The sequence below is a fragment of the Comamonas sp. w2-DMI genome (assembly GCF_040187735.1).
GTDB classification, from domain to species: Bacteria; Pseudomonadota; Gammaproteobacteria; order Burkholderiales; family Burkholderiaceae_C; genus Comamonas; species Comamonas terrae.
This window is the reverse complement of sequence record NZ_JBANEL010000009.1, coordinates 39,649-56,180: the sequence shown is the minus strand read 5'-3', so window position 1 is coordinate 56,180 and position 16,532 is coordinate 39,649. Positions and strand designations below refer to the sequence as shown.

14 protein-coding genes are annotated in these 16,532 nt (G+C 67.7%); all 14 read right to left on the bottom strand.

Going from position 1 to position 16,532, the window contains the following annotated elements; translation table 11 throughout:
• Positions 1-131: 131 nt before the first annotated feature.
• The 14 genes from ftsA to mraZ all read right to left on the bottom strand — a co-directional run bounded on the left by ftsA (position 132) and on the right by mraZ (position 16,532).
• A complete protein-coding gene (gene ftsA, locus V8Z74_RS11450; protein WP_066482717.1) occupies positions 132-1,361 on the bottom strand; it encodes a cell division protein FtsA in 1,230 nt (409 codons plus the stop codon).
• Between the two features lie 73 nt (positions 1,362-1,434).
• Positions 1,435-2,232 carry a cell division protein FtsQ/DivIB gene (locus tag V8Z74_RS11445; protein ID WP_066482724.1) on the bottom strand — a complete coding sequence of 266 codons (798 nt, stop codon included), beginning with the start codon at positions 2,230-2,232 and terminating at the stop codon, positions 1,435-1,437.
• Positions 2,229-3,215 (bottom strand): D-alanine--D-alanine ligase, encoded by a 987-nt coding sequence (locus tag V8Z74_RS11440; RefSeq protein WP_502879513.1) that lies wholly within the window; start codon positions 3,213-3,215, stop codon positions 2,229-2,231. Before V8Z74_RS11440 ends, V8Z74_RS11445 begins: the two co-directional genes overlap by 4 nt.
• A gap of 2 nt (positions 3,216-3,217) precedes the next feature.
• The gene (gene murC / locus V8Z74_RS11435) at positions 3,218-4,651 is read right to left on the bottom strand and encodes a UDP-N-acetylmuramate--L-alanine ligase (RefSeq protein WP_066482733.1); all 1,434 of its coding nucleotides are present in this window, start codon (positions 4,649-4,651) and stop codon (positions 3,218-3,220) included.
• On the bottom strand, positions 4,648-5,733 hold the full coding sequence (gene murG, locus V8Z74_RS11430) for an undecaprenyldiphospho-muramoylpentapeptide beta-N-acetylglucosaminyltransferase (protein WP_349709352.1): 1,086 nt from the start codon (positions 5,731-5,733) through the stop codon (positions 4,648-4,650). Before murG ends, murC begins: the two co-directional genes overlap by 4 nt.
• Positions 5,730-7,001 carry a putative lipid II flippase FtsW gene (gene ftsW, locus V8Z74_RS11425; protein ID WP_349709350.1) on the bottom strand — a complete coding sequence of 424 codons (1,272 nt, stop codon included), beginning with the start codon at positions 6,999-7,001 and terminating at the stop codon, positions 5,730-5,732. The genes murG and ftsW overlap by 4 nt, the downstream gene beginning before the upstream one ends.
• A complete protein-coding gene (murD, locus tag V8Z74_RS11420; protein WP_502879519.1) occupies positions 6,998-8,914 on the bottom strand; it encodes a UDP-N-acetylmuramoyl-L-alanine--D-glutamate ligase in 1,917 nt (638 codons plus the stop codon). The genes ftsW and murD overlap by 4 nt, the downstream gene beginning before the upstream one ends.
• Before the next feature lie 32 nt (positions 8,915-8,946).
• Entirely contained in the window at positions 8,947-10,125 is a 1,179-nt protein-coding gene (gene mraY / locus V8Z74_RS11415; protein ID WP_066482757.1) for a phospho-N-acetylmuramoyl-pentapeptide-transferase, read from the bottom strand.
• A complete protein-coding gene (locus tag V8Z74_RS11410) occupies positions 10,116-11,555 on the bottom strand; it encodes a UDP-N-acetylmuramoyl-tripeptide--D-alanyl-D-alanine ligase (RefSeq protein WP_349709347.1) in 1,440 nt (479 codons plus the stop codon). Before V8Z74_RS11410 ends, mraY begins: the two co-directional genes overlap by 10 nt.
• Positions 11,552-13,090 (bottom strand): UDP-N-acetylmuramoyl-L-alanyl-D-glutamate--2,6-diaminopimelate ligase, encoded by a 1,539-nt coding sequence (locus V8Z74_RS11405; RefSeq protein WP_349709346.1) that lies wholly within the window; start codon positions 13,088-13,090, stop codon positions 11,552-11,554. The genes V8Z74_RS11410 and V8Z74_RS11405 overlap by 4 nt, the downstream gene beginning before the upstream one ends.
• Complete coding sequence (locus tag V8Z74_RS11400) at positions 13,087-14,832, bottom strand: peptidoglycan D,D-transpeptidase FtsI family protein (RefSeq protein WP_066482784.1); 1,746 nt, start codon at positions 14,830-14,832, stop codon at positions 13,087-13,089. Before V8Z74_RS11400 ends, V8Z74_RS11405 begins: the two co-directional genes overlap by 4 nt.
• A complete protein-coding gene (ftsL, locus tag V8Z74_RS11395; RefSeq protein ID WP_066482787.1) occupies positions 14,829-15,116 on the bottom strand; it encodes a cell division protein FtsL in 288 nt (95 codons plus the stop codon). The genes V8Z74_RS11400 and ftsL overlap by 4 nt, the downstream gene beginning before the upstream one ends.
• 43 nt (positions 15,117-15,159) lie before the next feature.
• On the bottom strand, positions 15,160-16,089 hold the full coding sequence (gene rsmH, locus V8Z74_RS11390; protein ID WP_066482800.1) for a 16S rRNA (cytosine(1402)-N(4))-methyltransferase RsmH: 930 nt from the start codon (positions 16,087-16,089) through the stop codon (positions 15,160-15,162).
• A gap of 14 nt (positions 16,090-16,103) precedes the next feature.
• Positions 16,104-16,532 carry a division/cell wall cluster transcriptional repressor MraZ gene (gene mraZ, locus V8Z74_RS11385; protein WP_066482805.1) on the bottom strand — a complete coding sequence of 143 codons (429 nt, stop codon included), beginning with the start codon at positions 16,530-16,532 and terminating at the stop codon, positions 16,104-16,106.

Below are 16,532 nucleotides of genomic sequence, written 5' to 3'. Positions count from 1 at the left end.
CTGTAGTGGTGGTAGGTCGCTGCTGTGGAAAAGAAATCATCGAAACTGTCGGCGGTCTGGGCCTTCGCCGCCGGTAACCGAAGAAACGCGTCGGGGGCGGGCCCGTGATGTACAAGCGATGGCTGTCCATGTCAGAAGTTCCCCACGATGAAGTCCTTGAAACGGCCGAAGGCGGTCTTCATGGAACCGCTCTTCTGGGCCACCTTGAAGCCGCGCAGCCGTGCCAGGCGCGCTTCCTCGAGCAGGCCCATCACGGTGGCGGCACGCGGCTGGGCGACCATGTCGGCCAGCGCGCTCGAATACTTGGGAATGCCGCGGCGAACGGGCTTGAGGAAGATGTCCTCGCCCAGTTCGATCATTCCGGGCATGACGGCGCTGCCGCCCGTGAGCACCACGCCCGAAGAGAGCACCTCTTCGTAGCCGGACTCGCGGATCACCTGCTGCACCAGCGAGAAGATCTCCTCCACGCGGGGCTCGATCACGCCGGCCAGCGCCTGCTTGCTGATCATGCGCGGGCTGCGGTCGCCCAGTCCCGGCACTTCGACCTGGGCATCGGGATCGGCCAGCAGCTGCTTGGCATAGCCGCTCTCGACCTTGATGTCCTCGGCATCCTTGGTGGGAGTGCGCAGGGCCATGGCGATGTCGCTGGTGATCAGGTCGCCGGCGATCGGGATCACGGCCGTGTGGCGGATCGCGCCGCCCGTGAAGATGGCCACGTCCGTGGCACCCGCGCCGATGTCCACCACGGCCACGCCGAGCTCGCGCTCGTCGTCGGTGAGCACGGCCTGGGCCGCCGCCAGCGGGTTGAGCAGCAGCTGCTCGACTTCCAGGCCGCAGCGGCGCACGCACTTGATGATGTTCTCGGCCGCGCTCTGCGCGCCGGTCACGATGTGGATCTTGGCCTCGAGGCGGATGCCGCTCATGCCGATGGGCTCGCGCACTTCCTGGCCGTCGATCACGAACTCCTGGGGCTCGACCAGCAGCAGGCGCTGGTCCGAGGAGATGTTGATGGCCTTGGCCGTCTCCATCACGCGCGCCACGTCGGTGGCCGAGACTTCCTTGTCCTTGATGGCCACCATGCCGCTGGAGTTGAGGCCGCGGATATGGCTGCCCGTGATGCCCGTGCATACGCGCTGGATCTTGCAGTCGGCCATCAGCTCGGCCTCCTTCAAGGCCTGCTGGATGCTCTGCACGGTGGCGTCGATATTGACGACCACGCCGCGCTTGAGCCCGCTGCTCGGAGCCACGCCCAGCCCCGCCAGCTTGAGTTCGCCGTTGTACATGACCTCGGCCACCACCGCCATGACCTTGGCCGTGCCGATGTCCAGTCCGACGATCACATCCTTGTATTCTCTTGCCATATCAGCATCCGCCCCCGGTAGGTTTTCTCTTGTCCTTGTGTATGCCTTGCATTCGGGTCCCCTGTGCGCGCCGCTAGCGCCTGGGCCGCGCACCCGCGGCCGTTGCAGAACCCGTGGTCACGCCCTTCAGACGCAGGGCATAGCCATCGTCGTAGCGCAGGTCGGCCGACTCCAAGGCTTCGGCCGTGCGCTTGTATTGCGAAGTGATTTGCGGCAGCGTGCGCACGAAGCGCTGCACACGCTGCAAAACATCCTCGGTGCCGCCGCCGCCGGCCTCGATCACGGCATCGTTGTCCAGCCGCAGCTGCCAGCTGCCCCGCGCATCCAGCACCAGCCCGTCCAGCGTCACGTCCAGCGGCTGCAGCGCCGGAGCGAGCAGGCGGTACATCTGCAGCATGCGCGGCGCCGAACCCTCGGGCCCCTGCAGGCGAGGCAGGCCGTCGCGGTCGAGCTCGCCCAGGTTGGCCTCGAAGACCTTGCCCGTGTTGTCCACCAGGCCGGTGCCGGTGTCCGGGCCCCAGAAGGCCTCGGCCACATGCTCCTTGAGCAGCACGCGCAGGCTGTTGGGATACTCGCGGCGCACCTGGGCCTCGCGCACCCAGGGCACCTGCTCGAAGGCCTCCTGCGCGGCCTTGAGGTTGACCGTGAAGAAGTTGCCCTTGAGCACCGGCGCCACATTGGCGCGCAGCGTCACGGCGTTGTTGTGCACCAGCTCGCCCTCGACCACGATGCGGCCGATGTTGAAGGCCGGATACCGCATCAGCCACCAGCCCACAGCCGCCACGCCCGCAGCCAGGCACCCCATGAACAGCACCGTGGCGGTGATGTTCATGAGCCTGACGTCGAAGGGGACTGCGGACATGCGGTTCATGCGTGCTCCTGGTCTCCGGCCACCCCGTCCAGCATGGCGCTGCCCAGCAGCCCCAGGCACAGGTCCTCGTAGCTCACGCCGGAGGCCCGCGCCGCCATGGGCACCAGCGAATGGCCCGTCATGCCGGGCGAAGTGTTGATCTCCAGCAGGAATGGCTTGCGGTCGCTGGCGCGGATCATGATGTCGGCGCGCGCCCAGCCGCGGCAGCCCAGCGTGCGGTAAGCCTTGACCACGATGCGCCGGATTTCCGCCTCCTCTGCCTCGGGCAGTCCGCTCGGGCAGTGATACTGCGTGGTGTCGGTGAAGTATTTGTTCTGGTAGTCGTAGTTGCCTTCGGGCGCCACGATGCGGATCACCGGCAGCGCATGGGCGCCGGCTTCGGCGCCCAGCACAGGGCAGGTGGTCTCGTCGCCGGCGATGAACTCCTCGCACAGCACTTCGTCGTCATACCTGGCGGCCAGTTCGTAGGCCCTGGCGCACTCCTCGGCGGTCGTCACCTTGGTCAGGCCGATGCTGGAGCCGTCGCGCGCGGGCTTGACGATCATGGGCGCGCCCAGTACTGCCAGGGCGGCGCGCGTTTCCTCGGCGCTGGCGACCAGGCGCCAGTCGGGCGTGGGCAGGCCCTCGAAGCGCCAGATGCGCTTGGTCATGATCTTGTCCATGGCAATGCTCGATGCCATCACGCCGGAGCCCGTGTAGGGAATGCCCAGCAGCTCCAGCGCGCCCTGCACCGTGCCGTCCTCGCCGTAGCGCCCGTGCAGCGCAATGAAGCAGCGATCGAAACCCTGCACCTTGAGCTGGTCCAGCCCCTGCTCCGCGGGATCGAAGGCGTGGGCGTTGACGCCCCTGGATTGCAGCGCGGCCAGCACGCCGCGGCCCGACATCAGCGAAACCTCGCGCTCGGACGAGCGGCCGCCCATGAGCACGGCCACCTTGCCCATGGCCTGCACATCCACGTTGCGGCCGAAATCTGTGTCATTCATGCTCATTGCGCGCTCTCCTTGTGCGCATCCAGCTCTTGTTTCTGAAGCATCTCGACCAGCTTTGCCGGTACCGCGCCGATGGAGCCCGCGCCCATGCACAGCAGCACGTCGCCGCCTTGCGCATTCGTCGCGATCGCCGCGGGCAGATCGGCAATGTTTTCCACGAAGACCGGCTCCACCTTGCCGGCCACGCGCAGTGCGCGCGCCAGCGAGCGGCCGTCGGCCGCCACGATGGGCGCCTCGCCGGCCGCGTAGACCTCGGTGAGCAGCACCGAATCGGCGCTGCCGATGACCTTCACGAAATCCTCGAAGCAGTCGCGCGTGCGGCTGTAGCGGTGGGGCTGGAAGGCCAGCACCAGGCGCTGCCCCGGGAAGGCGCCGCGCGCGGCGGCCAGCGTGGCAGCCATCTCCACCGGGTGGTGGCCGTAGTCGTCGATGACGGTGAACTGGCCGCCGTCGGCCGCGGGCAGCTCGCCATAGCGCTGGAAGCGCCGGCCCACGCCCTTGAAGCCTTCGAGGGCGCGCAGCAAGGCTTCGTCGGGGATTTCCAGCTCCATGGCCACGGCCACGGCCGACAGCGCATTGAGCACGTTGTGCTCGCCGGGCAGGCTCAGCACCACCTCCAGGTCGGGGTAGCTCTGGCCGTTGCTGCGGCGCACGGTAAAGCACATGCGGCCGGCTTCGGCGCGCACGTTGAGGGCGCGCACCTGGGCATCCTCGGCAAAGCCGTAGGTGGTCACGGGCCGGGCCAGCTGGGGCAGGATCTCGCGCACGGCCGGGCTGTCGATGCACAGGATGGCGCGGCCGTAGAACGGCATGCGGTGCAGGAAATCGACGAACGCGCCCTTGAGCCGGCCGAAATCGTGGCCGTAGGTTTCCATGTGGTCGGCGTCGATGTTCGTGACCACGGCCATGATGGGCAGCAGGTTCAGGAACGAGGCATCCGACTCGTCGGCCTCGACCACGATGTAATCGCCCTGGCCGAGCTTGGCGTTGGCGCCGGCGCTGTTGAGCTTGCCGCCGATCACGAAGGTCGGGTCGAGCCCGGCCTCGGCCAGCACGCTGGTCACCAGGCTGGTGGTCGTGGTCTTGCCGTGCGCGCCGGCGATCGCGATGCCCTGCTTGAAGCGCATCAGTTCGGCCAGCATCAGCGCGCGCGGCACGACGGGAATCTTCTTTTCGCGGGCGGCGATCACCTCGGGGTTGTCGCCCTGCACGGCCGTGGAGGTCACCACGGCTTCGGCGCCCGCAATATTGGCTGCTGCATGGCCCACATGGGTGGCGATGCCCAGGCTCGCGAGGCGGCGTAGCGTGGCGCTGTCGGCCAGGTCCGAGCCCGAGATCTGGTAGCCCAGGTTGTGCAGCACTTCGGCAATGCCGCTCATGCCGGCGCCGCCAATACCGACAAAGTGGATGTGATGGATGGCATGTTTCATGCGGCCAACTCCTCACAGGCGGCGACCACCTTCTCGGTGGCATCGATCTTTTGCATTTTCTTCGCTAGTTCAGCGCGCTCCAGCAGCGTCGCACGCTGCATATTTTGTAGCATTTCGGCCAACCCTTGGGCGCTCAGAGTGCTTTGTGGCATTAACCATCCACCGCCGGCGTCCACCAGGAAGCGCGCATTGGAGGTCTGGTGGTCGTCCACGGCGGACGGAAACGGTACATAGATGGCGGCGGCGCCCACGGCGGCGATCTCGGTCACCGTGCTCGCGCCTGCGCGGCAGACGATGACATCGGCATCGGCGAAGGCGCGCGCCGTGTCCTCGATGAAAGGCGTGAGCTCGGCCTGCACGCCGGCAGCGGCGTAGTTGGCGCGCAGGGCGTCGATCTGGGCCGCGCCGCTCTGGTGCAGGACCTGCGGACGCTGCGCCTCGGGAATCAGGGCCAGGGCCCGGGGCACGATCTCGTTGAGCGCCCGGGCGCCCAGGCTGCCGCCCACGACCAGCAGCTTGAGCGGCCCGCTGCGGCCGGCAAAGCGCTCGGCCGGCGCGGGCTGCTCGGTGAAGGCGCGGCGCAGCGGGTTGCCCACCCACTGGCCCTTGGCAAGCACATCGGGGAAGGCCGTGTACACGCGCCGGGCCACGGCGGCCACCACCTTGTTGGCCATGCCGGCCACGGAGTTCTGCTCGTGCAGCACCACGGGCCTGCCGGCCAGCGCCGCCATCAGCCCGCCCGGAACGGTGATGTAGCCGCCCAGGCCCACCACCACATCGGGCTGCACGCGGCGCATCACGGCGCGCGCCTGCAAGAAGGCCTTGAGCAGGCGGCCCGGCAGCATCAGCAGGGTCTTGATCCCCTTGCCGCGCACGCCGCCGAAGTCGATGGTCTCGAACGCAAAGCCCTGGGGCGGCACGATGCGCGACTCCATGGAGCCCGGCGTGCCCAGCCAGTGCACGGTCCAGCCGCGCGCGCGCAGCTCCTGCGCCACGGCCAGACCGGGGAAGATATGGCCGCCGGTGCCGCCGGCCATGATGAGGGCCGTGCGTTGCCTTGTTGGCCGGATGGGCAGGCTCATGCGTGGCCTCCCTTCATCAGCAGCTTGTTCTCGTAATCCACTCTGAGCACCACGGCCACCGCTATCAGGTTCATCAAAATCGCCGAGCCGCCGAAACTCATCAGCGGCAGGGTCAGGCCCTTGGTGGGCAGCGCGCCCAGGTTCACACCCATGTTGATGAAGGCCTGGAAACCCATCCAGATCGCCACGCCTTCGGCCACCAGCCCGGAGAACACCCGGTCCAGTGCAATGGCGCGGCGGCCGATCAGCATGATGCGGCGGGTCAGCCACAGGAAGACCACGGCGATCAGCAGCACGCCCACGAGGCCGAACTCCTCGCCGATCACGGCCATCAGAAAGTCGGTATGGGCTTCGGGCAGCCAGTGCAGCTTTTCCACGCTGCGGCCCAGGCCCACGCCGAAGATCTCGCCGCGGCCGATGGCGATTAGCGCGTGCGAGAGCTGGTAGCCCTTGCCCAGCGCGTGCTTCTCGTCCCAGGGGTCGAGGTAGGCGAAGATGCGCTCGCGGCGCCATTCGGAGGTGGCGATGATGCCCACGAAGGCCAGCACCACCACGAAGGCGATCAGGAAGAACATGCGCGCGTTCACGCCGCCCAGGAACAGAATGCCCATGGAGATCACCACGATCACCATGAAGGCGCCCATGTCGGGCTCGGCCAGCAGCAGCACGCCGACCAGCACCACGGCCACGGCCATGGGCAGCACGGCGCGGAAGAACCGCTCCTTGACCTCCATCTTGCGCACCATGTAGTCGGCCGCGTAGATCAGCACCGAGAACTTGGCCAGCTCCGAAGGCTGGAAGTTCATGATGCCCAGCGACAGCCAGCGCCGCGCGCCGTTGACCACCGTGCCCACGTGGGGGATCAGCACCGCCACCAGCAGCACGATGGAGACGATGAACAGCTTGCGCGCCACTTTCTCCCAGGCGGCCATGGGCACCTGGAAGGCCAGCAGCGCGGCCACGAAGGCCATGCCGATGGACATGGCGTGGCGCAGCAGGAAGTGATAGGGCTCGATCTTGCCGAAACGCGGGTTGTCCGGCATCGCGATCGATGCCGAATACACCATGACCAGGCTCCAGGACAGCAGGCCGATCACCACCCAGATCAAGGCCTGGTCCAGCCCCAGCACGCTGGCCGGGGTCTGTGTGGGTCGGTGGTACTGCGGCCCGCCCACGCGCACGGGCAGCACGTCGATGGGACGGTCGCCACCGCTTTGGAACCACGAGCGCACGCGGGAGGAAACACCGGTCAGGAATGCGGCAGTCATGCGCCCTCCTCCAGTTCCTGGCCGGCGTCCAGCGCCAGCGCGCGCACCGCCTGCATGAACTGTTCGGCGCGGTCCGCATAGTCCTTGAACATATCCATGCTGGCGCAGGCGGGCGACAGCAGCACGGCATCGCCCGCATGGGCCAGGCCGGCGGCCTGGGCCACGGCATCCTGCATGGTCGAGGCGTCCTGCAGCTGCACGCCGCAACCGGACAGCGCCTCCCGGATCCGCGGGCCATCCTGGCCGATCAGCACGGCGGCACGCACATAGCGGGCCACGGGCGCGGCCAGCGGCGTGAAGTCCTGGCCCTTGCCCAGGCCGCCCAGGATCACCACGATGCGATGGTCGGCGCCCAGGCCGGTCAGCGCGGCCACGGTGGCGCCCACGTTGGTGCCCTTGCTGTCGTCGAAGTATTCGACCTCGTTCACGCGGCCGATGGGCTGCACGCGGTGCGGCTCGCCCCGGTATTCGCGCAGGCCGTAGAGCAGCGGCGCCAGCGTGCAGCCGGCCGCCGTGGCCAGGGCCAGCGCCGACAGCGCGTTGATGGCATTGTGGCGGCCGCGGATGCGTAGCGCATCGGCCGGCATCAGGCGCTGGATGTGCAGATCGTCAGCGCTCTTGCCCCTGGTGGTCTCGTCGGCCTCATGGGCGCGCACCAGCCAGGTCATGCCGTTGACGACCTCGATGCCGAAATCGCCGGGCCGGCGCGGCATGTCGCCGCCGAAAGTTACATAGGGCCGCTGGAAGGTCTTGCCGCGCTTGCCGGGCAGAGGCTCGGGCGCGGGCAGCATGGCCATGACCATGGGGTCTTCGCGGTTGAGCACCATCAGGCCGCTCTGGCCGAAGATGCGCGCCTTGGCATCGGCATAGGCCTGCAGGCTGCCGTGCCAGTCCAGGTGGTCCTGGGTGATGTTGAGCACGGCCGCGGCCGTGGGCTCGAAGCCCTGCACGCCGTCGAGCTGGAAGCTGGACAGCTCCAGCACCCAGGCCTGGGGCAGGGTTTCGGCGTCGATGCGCTGGCTCAGCGTGTCGAGCAGCGTGGGGCCGATGTTGCCGGCCACGCCCACCGCCAGGCCCGCATGCTCGAGCAGCTGGCCGGTCAGCGAGGTCACCGTGGTCTTGCCGTTGGTGCCGGTGATGCCCAGCACGGCGGGCTGGTAGCCATGGGCCTCCTTCATTCCCTTGAGCGCCTGGGCGAACAGGTCGAGCTCGCCGCCCACGGGCAGGCCGATGGCGCGCGCCGCCTGGAACACCGGTGCCACGGTGTCGGGGCTCAGGCCCGGCGAGCGGTAGACGGAACTCAGGCTCTGGCCGTCGACCAGCGCGGCGGTGAACGCGCCTGCCACAAAGCGCACGCCGGGCAGCTCGGCCTGCAGCGTGGTCAGGTGCGGAGGCGCCTGGCGCGTGTCGGCCACCGTGACCTCGGCGCCGGCACGCACGCACCAGCGGGCCATGGCGATGCCGGAAATGCCCAGCCCCAGGATCAGCACGCGCTGCCCCTGCAGATGCTGCTCGGCACCTTGCGGCCACTGCACGGGCACGGGCGGCAGCTGCGGCGCCTCTTGCACCGGCGCCTGCTCGGCCGCCACGGCCGTGACCTCGCTGTCCGCGGCATCGGACACGCCGGGATCGGCAAAGATCTGCGCCACGAAGGCGGCCGCATCGCGGGCCGCCGTCAGCGTGGAGATGTCGGGAACCGGCTCTTCGCCCAGGGTACGGGCCAGGGTCTGGACCTCGGCAGGGGCAGCCACCGCGTCAGCTCCTGTTTCAGAAGCGTCTTGCGCAGTCATATCGAGCACTTGCACCCCATTCAATGCCGAAACGCCGGTTATATCAGCGCCAGCAGCTTCGGCACCGATAGCAGGCGTATCGGCTGCAACAGCCTGTTCGGGCATTGCTTGCGGTGCTTGCATGTCGAGCTGGAGGTCGTCTTCCTGCATGGCGTTCACCTCAGCTTCAGGGTCGACAGACCCAGCAGGCACAGCAGCATGGTGATGATCCAGAAGCGGACCACGACCTGGGTTTCCTTCCAGCCACTCTTTTCGAAGTGATGGTGCAGCGGCGCCATCTTCAGCAGGCGCCGGCCTTCGCCGTAGCGCTTCTTGGTGTACTTGAACCAGCTCACCTGCAGCATGACGGACAGGGCCTCGACCACGAAGATGCCGCCCATGATGGCCAGCACGATTTCCTGGCGCACGATCACGGCAATCGTGCCCAGGGCCGCGCCCAGGGCCAGCGCGCCCACGTCGCCCATGAAGACCTGGGCCGGATGGGCGTTGAACCAGAGAAAGGCCAGGCCCGCGCCGCCCATGGCGCCGCAGAAGACCATCAGCTCGCCCGAGCCCGGGATATGCGGAAACAGCAGGTACTTGGCGTAGCCGGCATTGCCGGTCACATAGGCGAAGATGCCCAGCGTGGAGCCGACCAGGATCACCGGCATGATGGCCAGGCCGTCCAGGCCGTCGGTCAGGTTCACAGCGTTGCTGGCGCCCACGATGACCAGGTAGGTCATGATCACGAAGCCGAACACTCCCAGCGGATAGCTGACTTCCTTGAAGAAGGGCACGAGCAGGCCGGCCTTGGGCGGCAGGTCCATGGAGAAGCCCGACTGAACCCAGGACACGAACAGCTCGAACACCTGTGCGTTGGTGTTCTCCGACACGCAGAACACCAGGTACAGCGCGGCCAGCAGGCCGATCGCGGACTGCCAGAAATACTTCTCGCCCGAGCGCATGCCTTCGGGGTCCTTGTTGACCACCTTGCGCCAGTCGTCCACCCAGCCGATGGCGCCAAAGCCCAGCGTGACCAGCAGCACGATCCAGACGAAGCGGTTGGACAGGTCAAACCACAGCAGCGTGGACACGGCGATGGAGAACAGGATCAGCACGCCGCCCATGGTGGGCGTGCCGCTCTTGACCAGGTGCGTTTCCATGGCATAGCCGCGCACGGGCTGGCCGATCTTGAGCGCGGTGAGCATGCGGATGGCCCTGGGGCCGATGAACAGGCCGATCAGCAGGGCCGTGACGGCCGCCAGCACCGCGCGCAGCGTCAGGTACTGGAAGACGCGCAGAAAACCGAAATCGGGCGACAGGCCTTGCAGCCACTGGGAGAGCATCAGCAGCATGCGGCCTCCCCGCAGGCGCGCTGCCCCTTGTCCGCGCAGGCTTCAATGGCCTGCACCACTTGCTCCATCTTCATGAACCGAGAACCTTTGACCAACACGCTGCCCACTTCGGGCAGCACTGCGCATACGGCCTGCACAAGGGCCTGCATGCTATCGAAATGCCGAGCTTCGCCACCCTGCCCGCTGTTGAAGGCCGCGGTGGCATATGCGCTTTGCGCGCCCAGCGCAAAGAAGCGGGGAATGCCTTGCTGCCGTGCCAGCGCACCGGCCTCGGCATGGAATTGCGGGCCGTTGTCGCCCACCTCGCCCATATCGCCCAGCACCAGCAGCTGGGGCGCGGGCAGCTCGCGCAGCACCTCGATGGCCGCGGCCACCGAATCGGGGTTGGCGTTGTAGGTGTCGTCCACCACGGTGACCGGGCGCCCCTGGACGGACACCGCCAGCGCGCGCGAGCGGCCGGTGACCGGCTCGAAACCCGACAGCCCCTGCGCAATGGCGGCCAGCGGCACGCCGGCCGCATGGGCGCAGGCCGCAGCGGCCAGCGCGTTGCGCACGTTGTGGCGGCCGGCGATGTGCAGCTGCACCGGAGCCTGGCCTTGCGGCGTATGGAGCTGCATGGCCCAGGCGCCCTCGCGCCAGGCCACGTCCAAAGCGAACACCTGGGCGCCGTCCTCGGCGTCTCCGAACATCAGGCAGGAGCGGCCGGCGGCCAGCCCGGCCCACAGCGCGGTATAGGTGTCACCCGCAGGGAAGACGGCCACGCCATCGGCCGGCAGGAAGGAGAGGACCGAGCCGTTCTCGCGCGCCACGGCTTCCACCGTGTGCATGAATTCCTGGTGCTCGCGCTGGGCGTTGTTGACCAGAGCCACCGTGGGCTGGCCGATGGCGGCCAGTTCGGCAATCTCGCCAGGATGGTTCATGCCCATCTCCAGCACGGCGATGCGATGCCCGGCCGTCATGCGCAGCAGATTGAGCGGCATGCCGATGGAATTGTTGAAGTTGCCGCGCGTGGCCAGCGCCGCGTTGCCCGCTCCGCCGACATGCGCCCGCAGGATGGAGGCAATCATCTGCGTGACCGTGGTCTTGCCGTTGCTGCCGGTCACCGCGATCAGCGGCACATCGAACTGGCCGCGCCAGGCACGCGCCAGTGCCCCGAGGGCCGCCAGGGTGTCGGGCACCTCGATGCCGGACAGGCCGGCCTCGGCCAGGCCGTGCGATGCCAGTGCGGCCACGGCCCCCGCGGCCTTGGCCTGGGGCAGGAAATCATGGGCGTCGAAACGCTCGCCCTTGAGGGCTACGAACAAGTCCCCGGCCTGCAGCGTGCGCGTGTCGGTATGCACGCGCGCCAGCAGGGTCCGGCCATCGCCAATCAGGCGGGCCTGGGGGATATGCGCCTGGAGCAGCTCCAGCGCTTTTTCCAAGGTCATCATGACCGTTTCTTTCCTTCGCGGGCCGCCAGCGCCTTGTGCGCCTCGGCCATGTCGGAGAACGGATGGCGCACGCCCTTCGTCTCCTGGTAGTCCTCATGTCCCTTGCCGGCGATCAGCACCACGTCGCGCGCATCGGCGCGGGCCAGGGCCTCGGCAATGGCCGCCGCGCGGTCGGCCTGGACATGGAGGTTTTCACCTGCACGCATGCCGGCCAGGATCTGGTCGATGATGCGTTCGGGCACTTCGCTGCGCGGGTTGTCACTGGTGACGAGCACGCAGTCGGCATAGGTCTGGGCGGCCTGCCCCATGAGCGGGCGCTTGGTGTTGTCGCGGTCGCCACCGCAGCCGAACACGCACCACAGCTTGCCGCCGCGCTGGCGGGCCGCAGGCTGCAGCGCCTGCAGCGCCTTCTCCAGCGCATCGGGAGTATGGGCATAGTCCACCGCCACCAGCGGCTGCCCGCTCCGGGCAATCTGCTGCATGCGGCCGGGCACGGGTTCCAGGTGCGCGCAGGCGGCTGCGGCCTCCTGCAGGCTCAGCCCCAGGCTGCGCAGGGCCGCGAGCACGCCCAGCAGATTGGATACGTTGTACTGGCCCACGAGGCGCGTGTTCATGCGCAGGCTGTGCTCTGCAGTCGCGCCGGCTTCCACCACGGTGAAGGCCAGGCCTTGTTCTTCCAGGCGGATGTCCCGGGCCTGCAGGCGCGCCGGGCCCTGGAGGGAAACGCTCCACAGATCGAGTGGCCGGCCCTGCAGACCGGCCCAGAGCCGGGCGCCGTGGGCATCGTCCACATTGACCACGGCGGCCTGCAGGCCGGGCCAGTCGAACAGCGCGGCCTTGGCCCGCCAGTAGGCGTCCATGCTGCCGTGGTAGTCCAGGTGGTCCTGGGTGAAATTGGTAAACAGCGCCACGCGGATGCGCGTGCCGTCCAGGCGGTGCTCGACGATGCCGATGGACGAGGCTTCGATGGCGCAGGCGGCCAGACCCGCATCCGCATATTCGCGGAAGGCGCGCTGCAGCCGTACGGGGTCGGGCGTGGTCAGGCCCGTGTATTCCAGATGGGGCGGTACGCCAACACCCAAAGTACCCACCAGCGCAGCGCCTGCGCGCGCCTGCAGCTTCACTTTCGATAGCGCATGCGCAAGCCACCAGGCCGTGGTGGTCTTGCCGTTGGTGCCGGTCACGGCCAGCACCTCGATCTCGCCGCTGGGATGGGCAAACCACTGGTCGGCGATCAGGCCGGTGGCGGCCTTGAGGCCCTCCAGCGCGGCAATGCGCTCGCCCTGCAGCGCGAACGCCTCCAGGCCGTCGGCCTCCACGAGCACGGCGGCCGCGCCCTGTTCCAGGGCCTGGCCCACGTAGGCGCGGCCGTCGGCGGCCGCGCCCGGCCAGGCGATGAAGGCATCGCCTGCGCCCACCTTGCGGCTGTCGGTCTGCAGGCTGCCCGCCACCTGGCTGCGCAGCCATTGCACGGCTTCGTCCACCGAGGCCAGCAGGTGCACGCCAGCGCCGGAATTCGGGGATGTGGCATTCATAGGGCCGGCTCCTCCACCGGGTTAGCCACGATCAGCGGCTTGACTTCCATATCGGGCTGCACGCCCATCAGGCGCAGCGTCTGCTGCACCACATCGCTGAACACGGGCGCGGCCACCGTGCCGCCGTAGATGCTGAGCTGGGGCTCGTCCACCATCACGGCGACGATGATGCGCGGGTTCTCGATCGGCGCCATGCCCGTGAACCAGGCACGGTACTTGCCGGCCGCATATCCCTTGCCCTGCTGCTTGCGCGCCGTGCCGGACTTGCCGCCCACCGAGTAGCCCACGGTCTGGGCCTTCTGGCCGGTGCCGCCCGGGCCGGCGGCCATGGCCAGCATCTTGCGCACCTCGTCGGCCGTGCGCGGCGAGAACACGGGCACGCCGATGGGCGCCTCGTTGATGCGCAGCATGGTGGCCGGAATCACGCGGCCGCCGTTGGCGAACGTGGTGTAGCTGCGCGCCATCTGCAGCAGGCTGGCCGACAGGCCGTAGCCGTAGCTCATGGTGGCCTGCTCCACGGGACGCCAGGTCTTGTAGGGCCGCAGGCGGCCGCTGGCCGCGCCGGGGAAGGCAATCTGCGGCTTCTGGCCGAAGCCCACGGCCGAGTAGGTCTCCCACATGCTTTGCGCGCTCAGCTGCTGGGAGATCTTGGTCGTGCCCACGTTGCTTGACTTCTGGATCACGCCGGCCACGGTCAGCACGCCGTAGTTGTGGGTGTCCGAGATCGTCGAGCCGGTCACGTTGATGCGGCCCGGCGTCGTGTCGACGATGGTCGTTGGCTTGAACTTGCCCGTCTCCAGCGCCAGGGCGATGGTGATGGGCTTCATGGTCGAGCCGGGCTCGAAGGTGTCGGTGATGGCGCGGTTGCGCAGCTGCTCGCCGGTCAGGTTCTTGCGGTGCCCGGGGTCGTAGGTCGGATAGTTGGCCAGCGCCAGCAGCTCGCCCGTATGGGCGTCCATGACCACCACGCTGCCCGCCTTGGCCTTCTGGGCCAGCACCTGCTCCTTGAGCTTCTGGAAAGCGTAGTACTGGACCTTGCTGTCGATCGACAGCTGGATGTCCTGGCCGTCCTGCGGCGGCACCTCCTCGCCGACGCCCTCGACCACGCGGCCCAGGCGGTCCTTGATCACGCGGCGCGAGCCGGGCTTGCCCGCCAGCTCCTTGTCGAAGGCCAGCTCCATGCCCTCCTGGCCATGGTCTTCCACATTGGTGAAGCCCACGACATGGGCCGCAGCCTCGCCTTCGGGGTACTGGCGCTTGTATTCCTTGCGGTTGTAGATGCCCTTGACATTGAGCGCCAGGATCTTCTGGCCCACATCCCAGTCGAGCTGGCGCTTGATCCAGACGAAGGTCTTGTCCTCGTCGGCCAGTTTCTTCTGCAGCGTGGCCAGCGGCATGTCCATGAGCTGGGCCATGGTCTTGAGCTTGGCCTGCACCTCGGGGTCGTTGTGGTCCACGTCCTCCGGGATCGCCCAGATGCTGGCGGCCGGAACGCTCGATGCCAGGATCAAACCGTTGCGGTCCAGCAGGCGGCCGCGGTTGGCCGGCAGCTCCAGCGTGCGCGCAAAGCGCACCAGGCCCTGGCGCTTGAAGAAGTCGTTGCCGAACACCTGCACATAGGCCGCGCGCGCGCCCAGGCCCAGAAAGCCCAGGCCCAGCATGGCCACGATCATCTTGCTGCGCCACAGCGGCGTCTTGGACGCCAGCAGGGGACTGGAGGTATAGAGCACGCTGCGCGTCATCGGGCCGCTCCTGCCGTGCCGGATCCGTCCTGCACATACTGCGTGATGGCAGGCGTGGCCGATTTCATCTGCAGGCGCTCGCGCGCCAGTGTCTCGATGCGCTGCGGCGTGGCCTGGGCGCGCTTTTCCACCTGCAGGCGCTGCTGGTCCGTGGCCAATTGGCGTGCCTGGGCCTCGGCGCGGTCCAGCTCGGTGAAGAGCTTGCGCGACTCGTACTGGGTGTGCACCAGGAAAATGGCGCTGGCCATGACCGCCAGCAGCAGCAGCAGATTCAGGCGCAGCATGGCATGCCCTCCTCTTCGCTGCCGGGAATCAGCGTGCGGCGCCTCATGCGGGCGTCTCCGTGCGTTCGGCCACACGCATCACGGCAGAGCGCGAGCGGGGATTGCTCGCCACCTCGGCCTCGCCGGGCTTGATGCGGCCCAGCGCCTTCAGCCGCATGGGCTGGGGCGGTGCGAAAGGCATGCGGCGGTCGTAGACCTCCTTGGAGTGCTTGGCGATGAACTGCTTGACGATGCGGTCTTCCAGCGAATGGAAGCTGATCACGACCAGGCGCCCGCCCGGCGCCAGCACGCGCAGGCTGGCCTCTAGCGCCTGCTCGAGCTCTTGAAGCTCGGCATTGATGAAAATCCGAAGAGCCTGGAAGGTGCGTGTTGCCGGATTCTGCCCAGCCTCACGGGTCTTGACCGCGCCAGCCACGAGTTCGGCCAGCTCGGCCGTTGTGCGAAGTGGCCCCTGGGCCTCGCGCCGAGCAACAATCGCCTTTGCAATGGGGCCAGCAAACCGTTCTTCACCGTAGTCACGTATCACCTCCGCAATCTGCTGCATCTCCGCCTCGGCCAGCCACTCGGCCACGCTTTGGCCGCGCGTGGTGTCCATGCGCATATCGAGCGGACCGTCAAAACGGAAGCTGAAGCCCCGGTCCGGGTTGTCGATCTGAGGCGAGCTCACGCCCAGATCCATCAGCACGCCCTGGACGCTGCCTTCGGGCAGTTCGTCCAGATGGCAAAAGCCTTCATGCCTAATCGAAAAACGCGCATCGGTGATGCGCGCCGCTTCTGCGATGGCGTCCGGATCCTTGTCGAACGCCTGCAACCGCCCTTGCGGCCCCAGCCTCTGCAATATGAGCCGGGAATGCCCTCCGCGGCCGAAGGTTGCATCCACCCACTGCCCCGACGGCTGCGCGCCGGCGCCGCCCAGCAGCGCGTCCACGGCTTCGTCGAGCAATACGGTGATATGTTGCAACGGCTGGTTCACAGGCACGTCTCTTCCTAAAAAACAAAATCCTGGAAAGCCGCAGGCATCTCCTGCTGCATGGCTTCCGCTTCGCGTGCTTCATAAGTGGCCTTGTCCCACAGCTCGAAATGGTTGCCCATGCCGAGCAGCACCACTTCCTTGGTCAGACCTGCAGCCTCGCGCAATTCAGGGGACACCAGCAGACGCCCGGTCGCGTCCATCTCCGCATCCATGGCATTGCCCAGAAAAATCCGCTTCCACCACTGGGCGTTCATGGGCATCTGCGCGATGCGCTCACGGAACTGCAGCCACTCGGGGCGGGGAAACAGCATCAGGCAACCGTGGGGGTGTTTGGTGAAGGTGACCTGGCCTTCGGCCATGGCCATGAGGGCGTCACGATGCCGGGTCGGCACAGAAAGCCGCCCCTTCCCATCGAGATTCAGCGAAGACGCCCCTTGAAACAC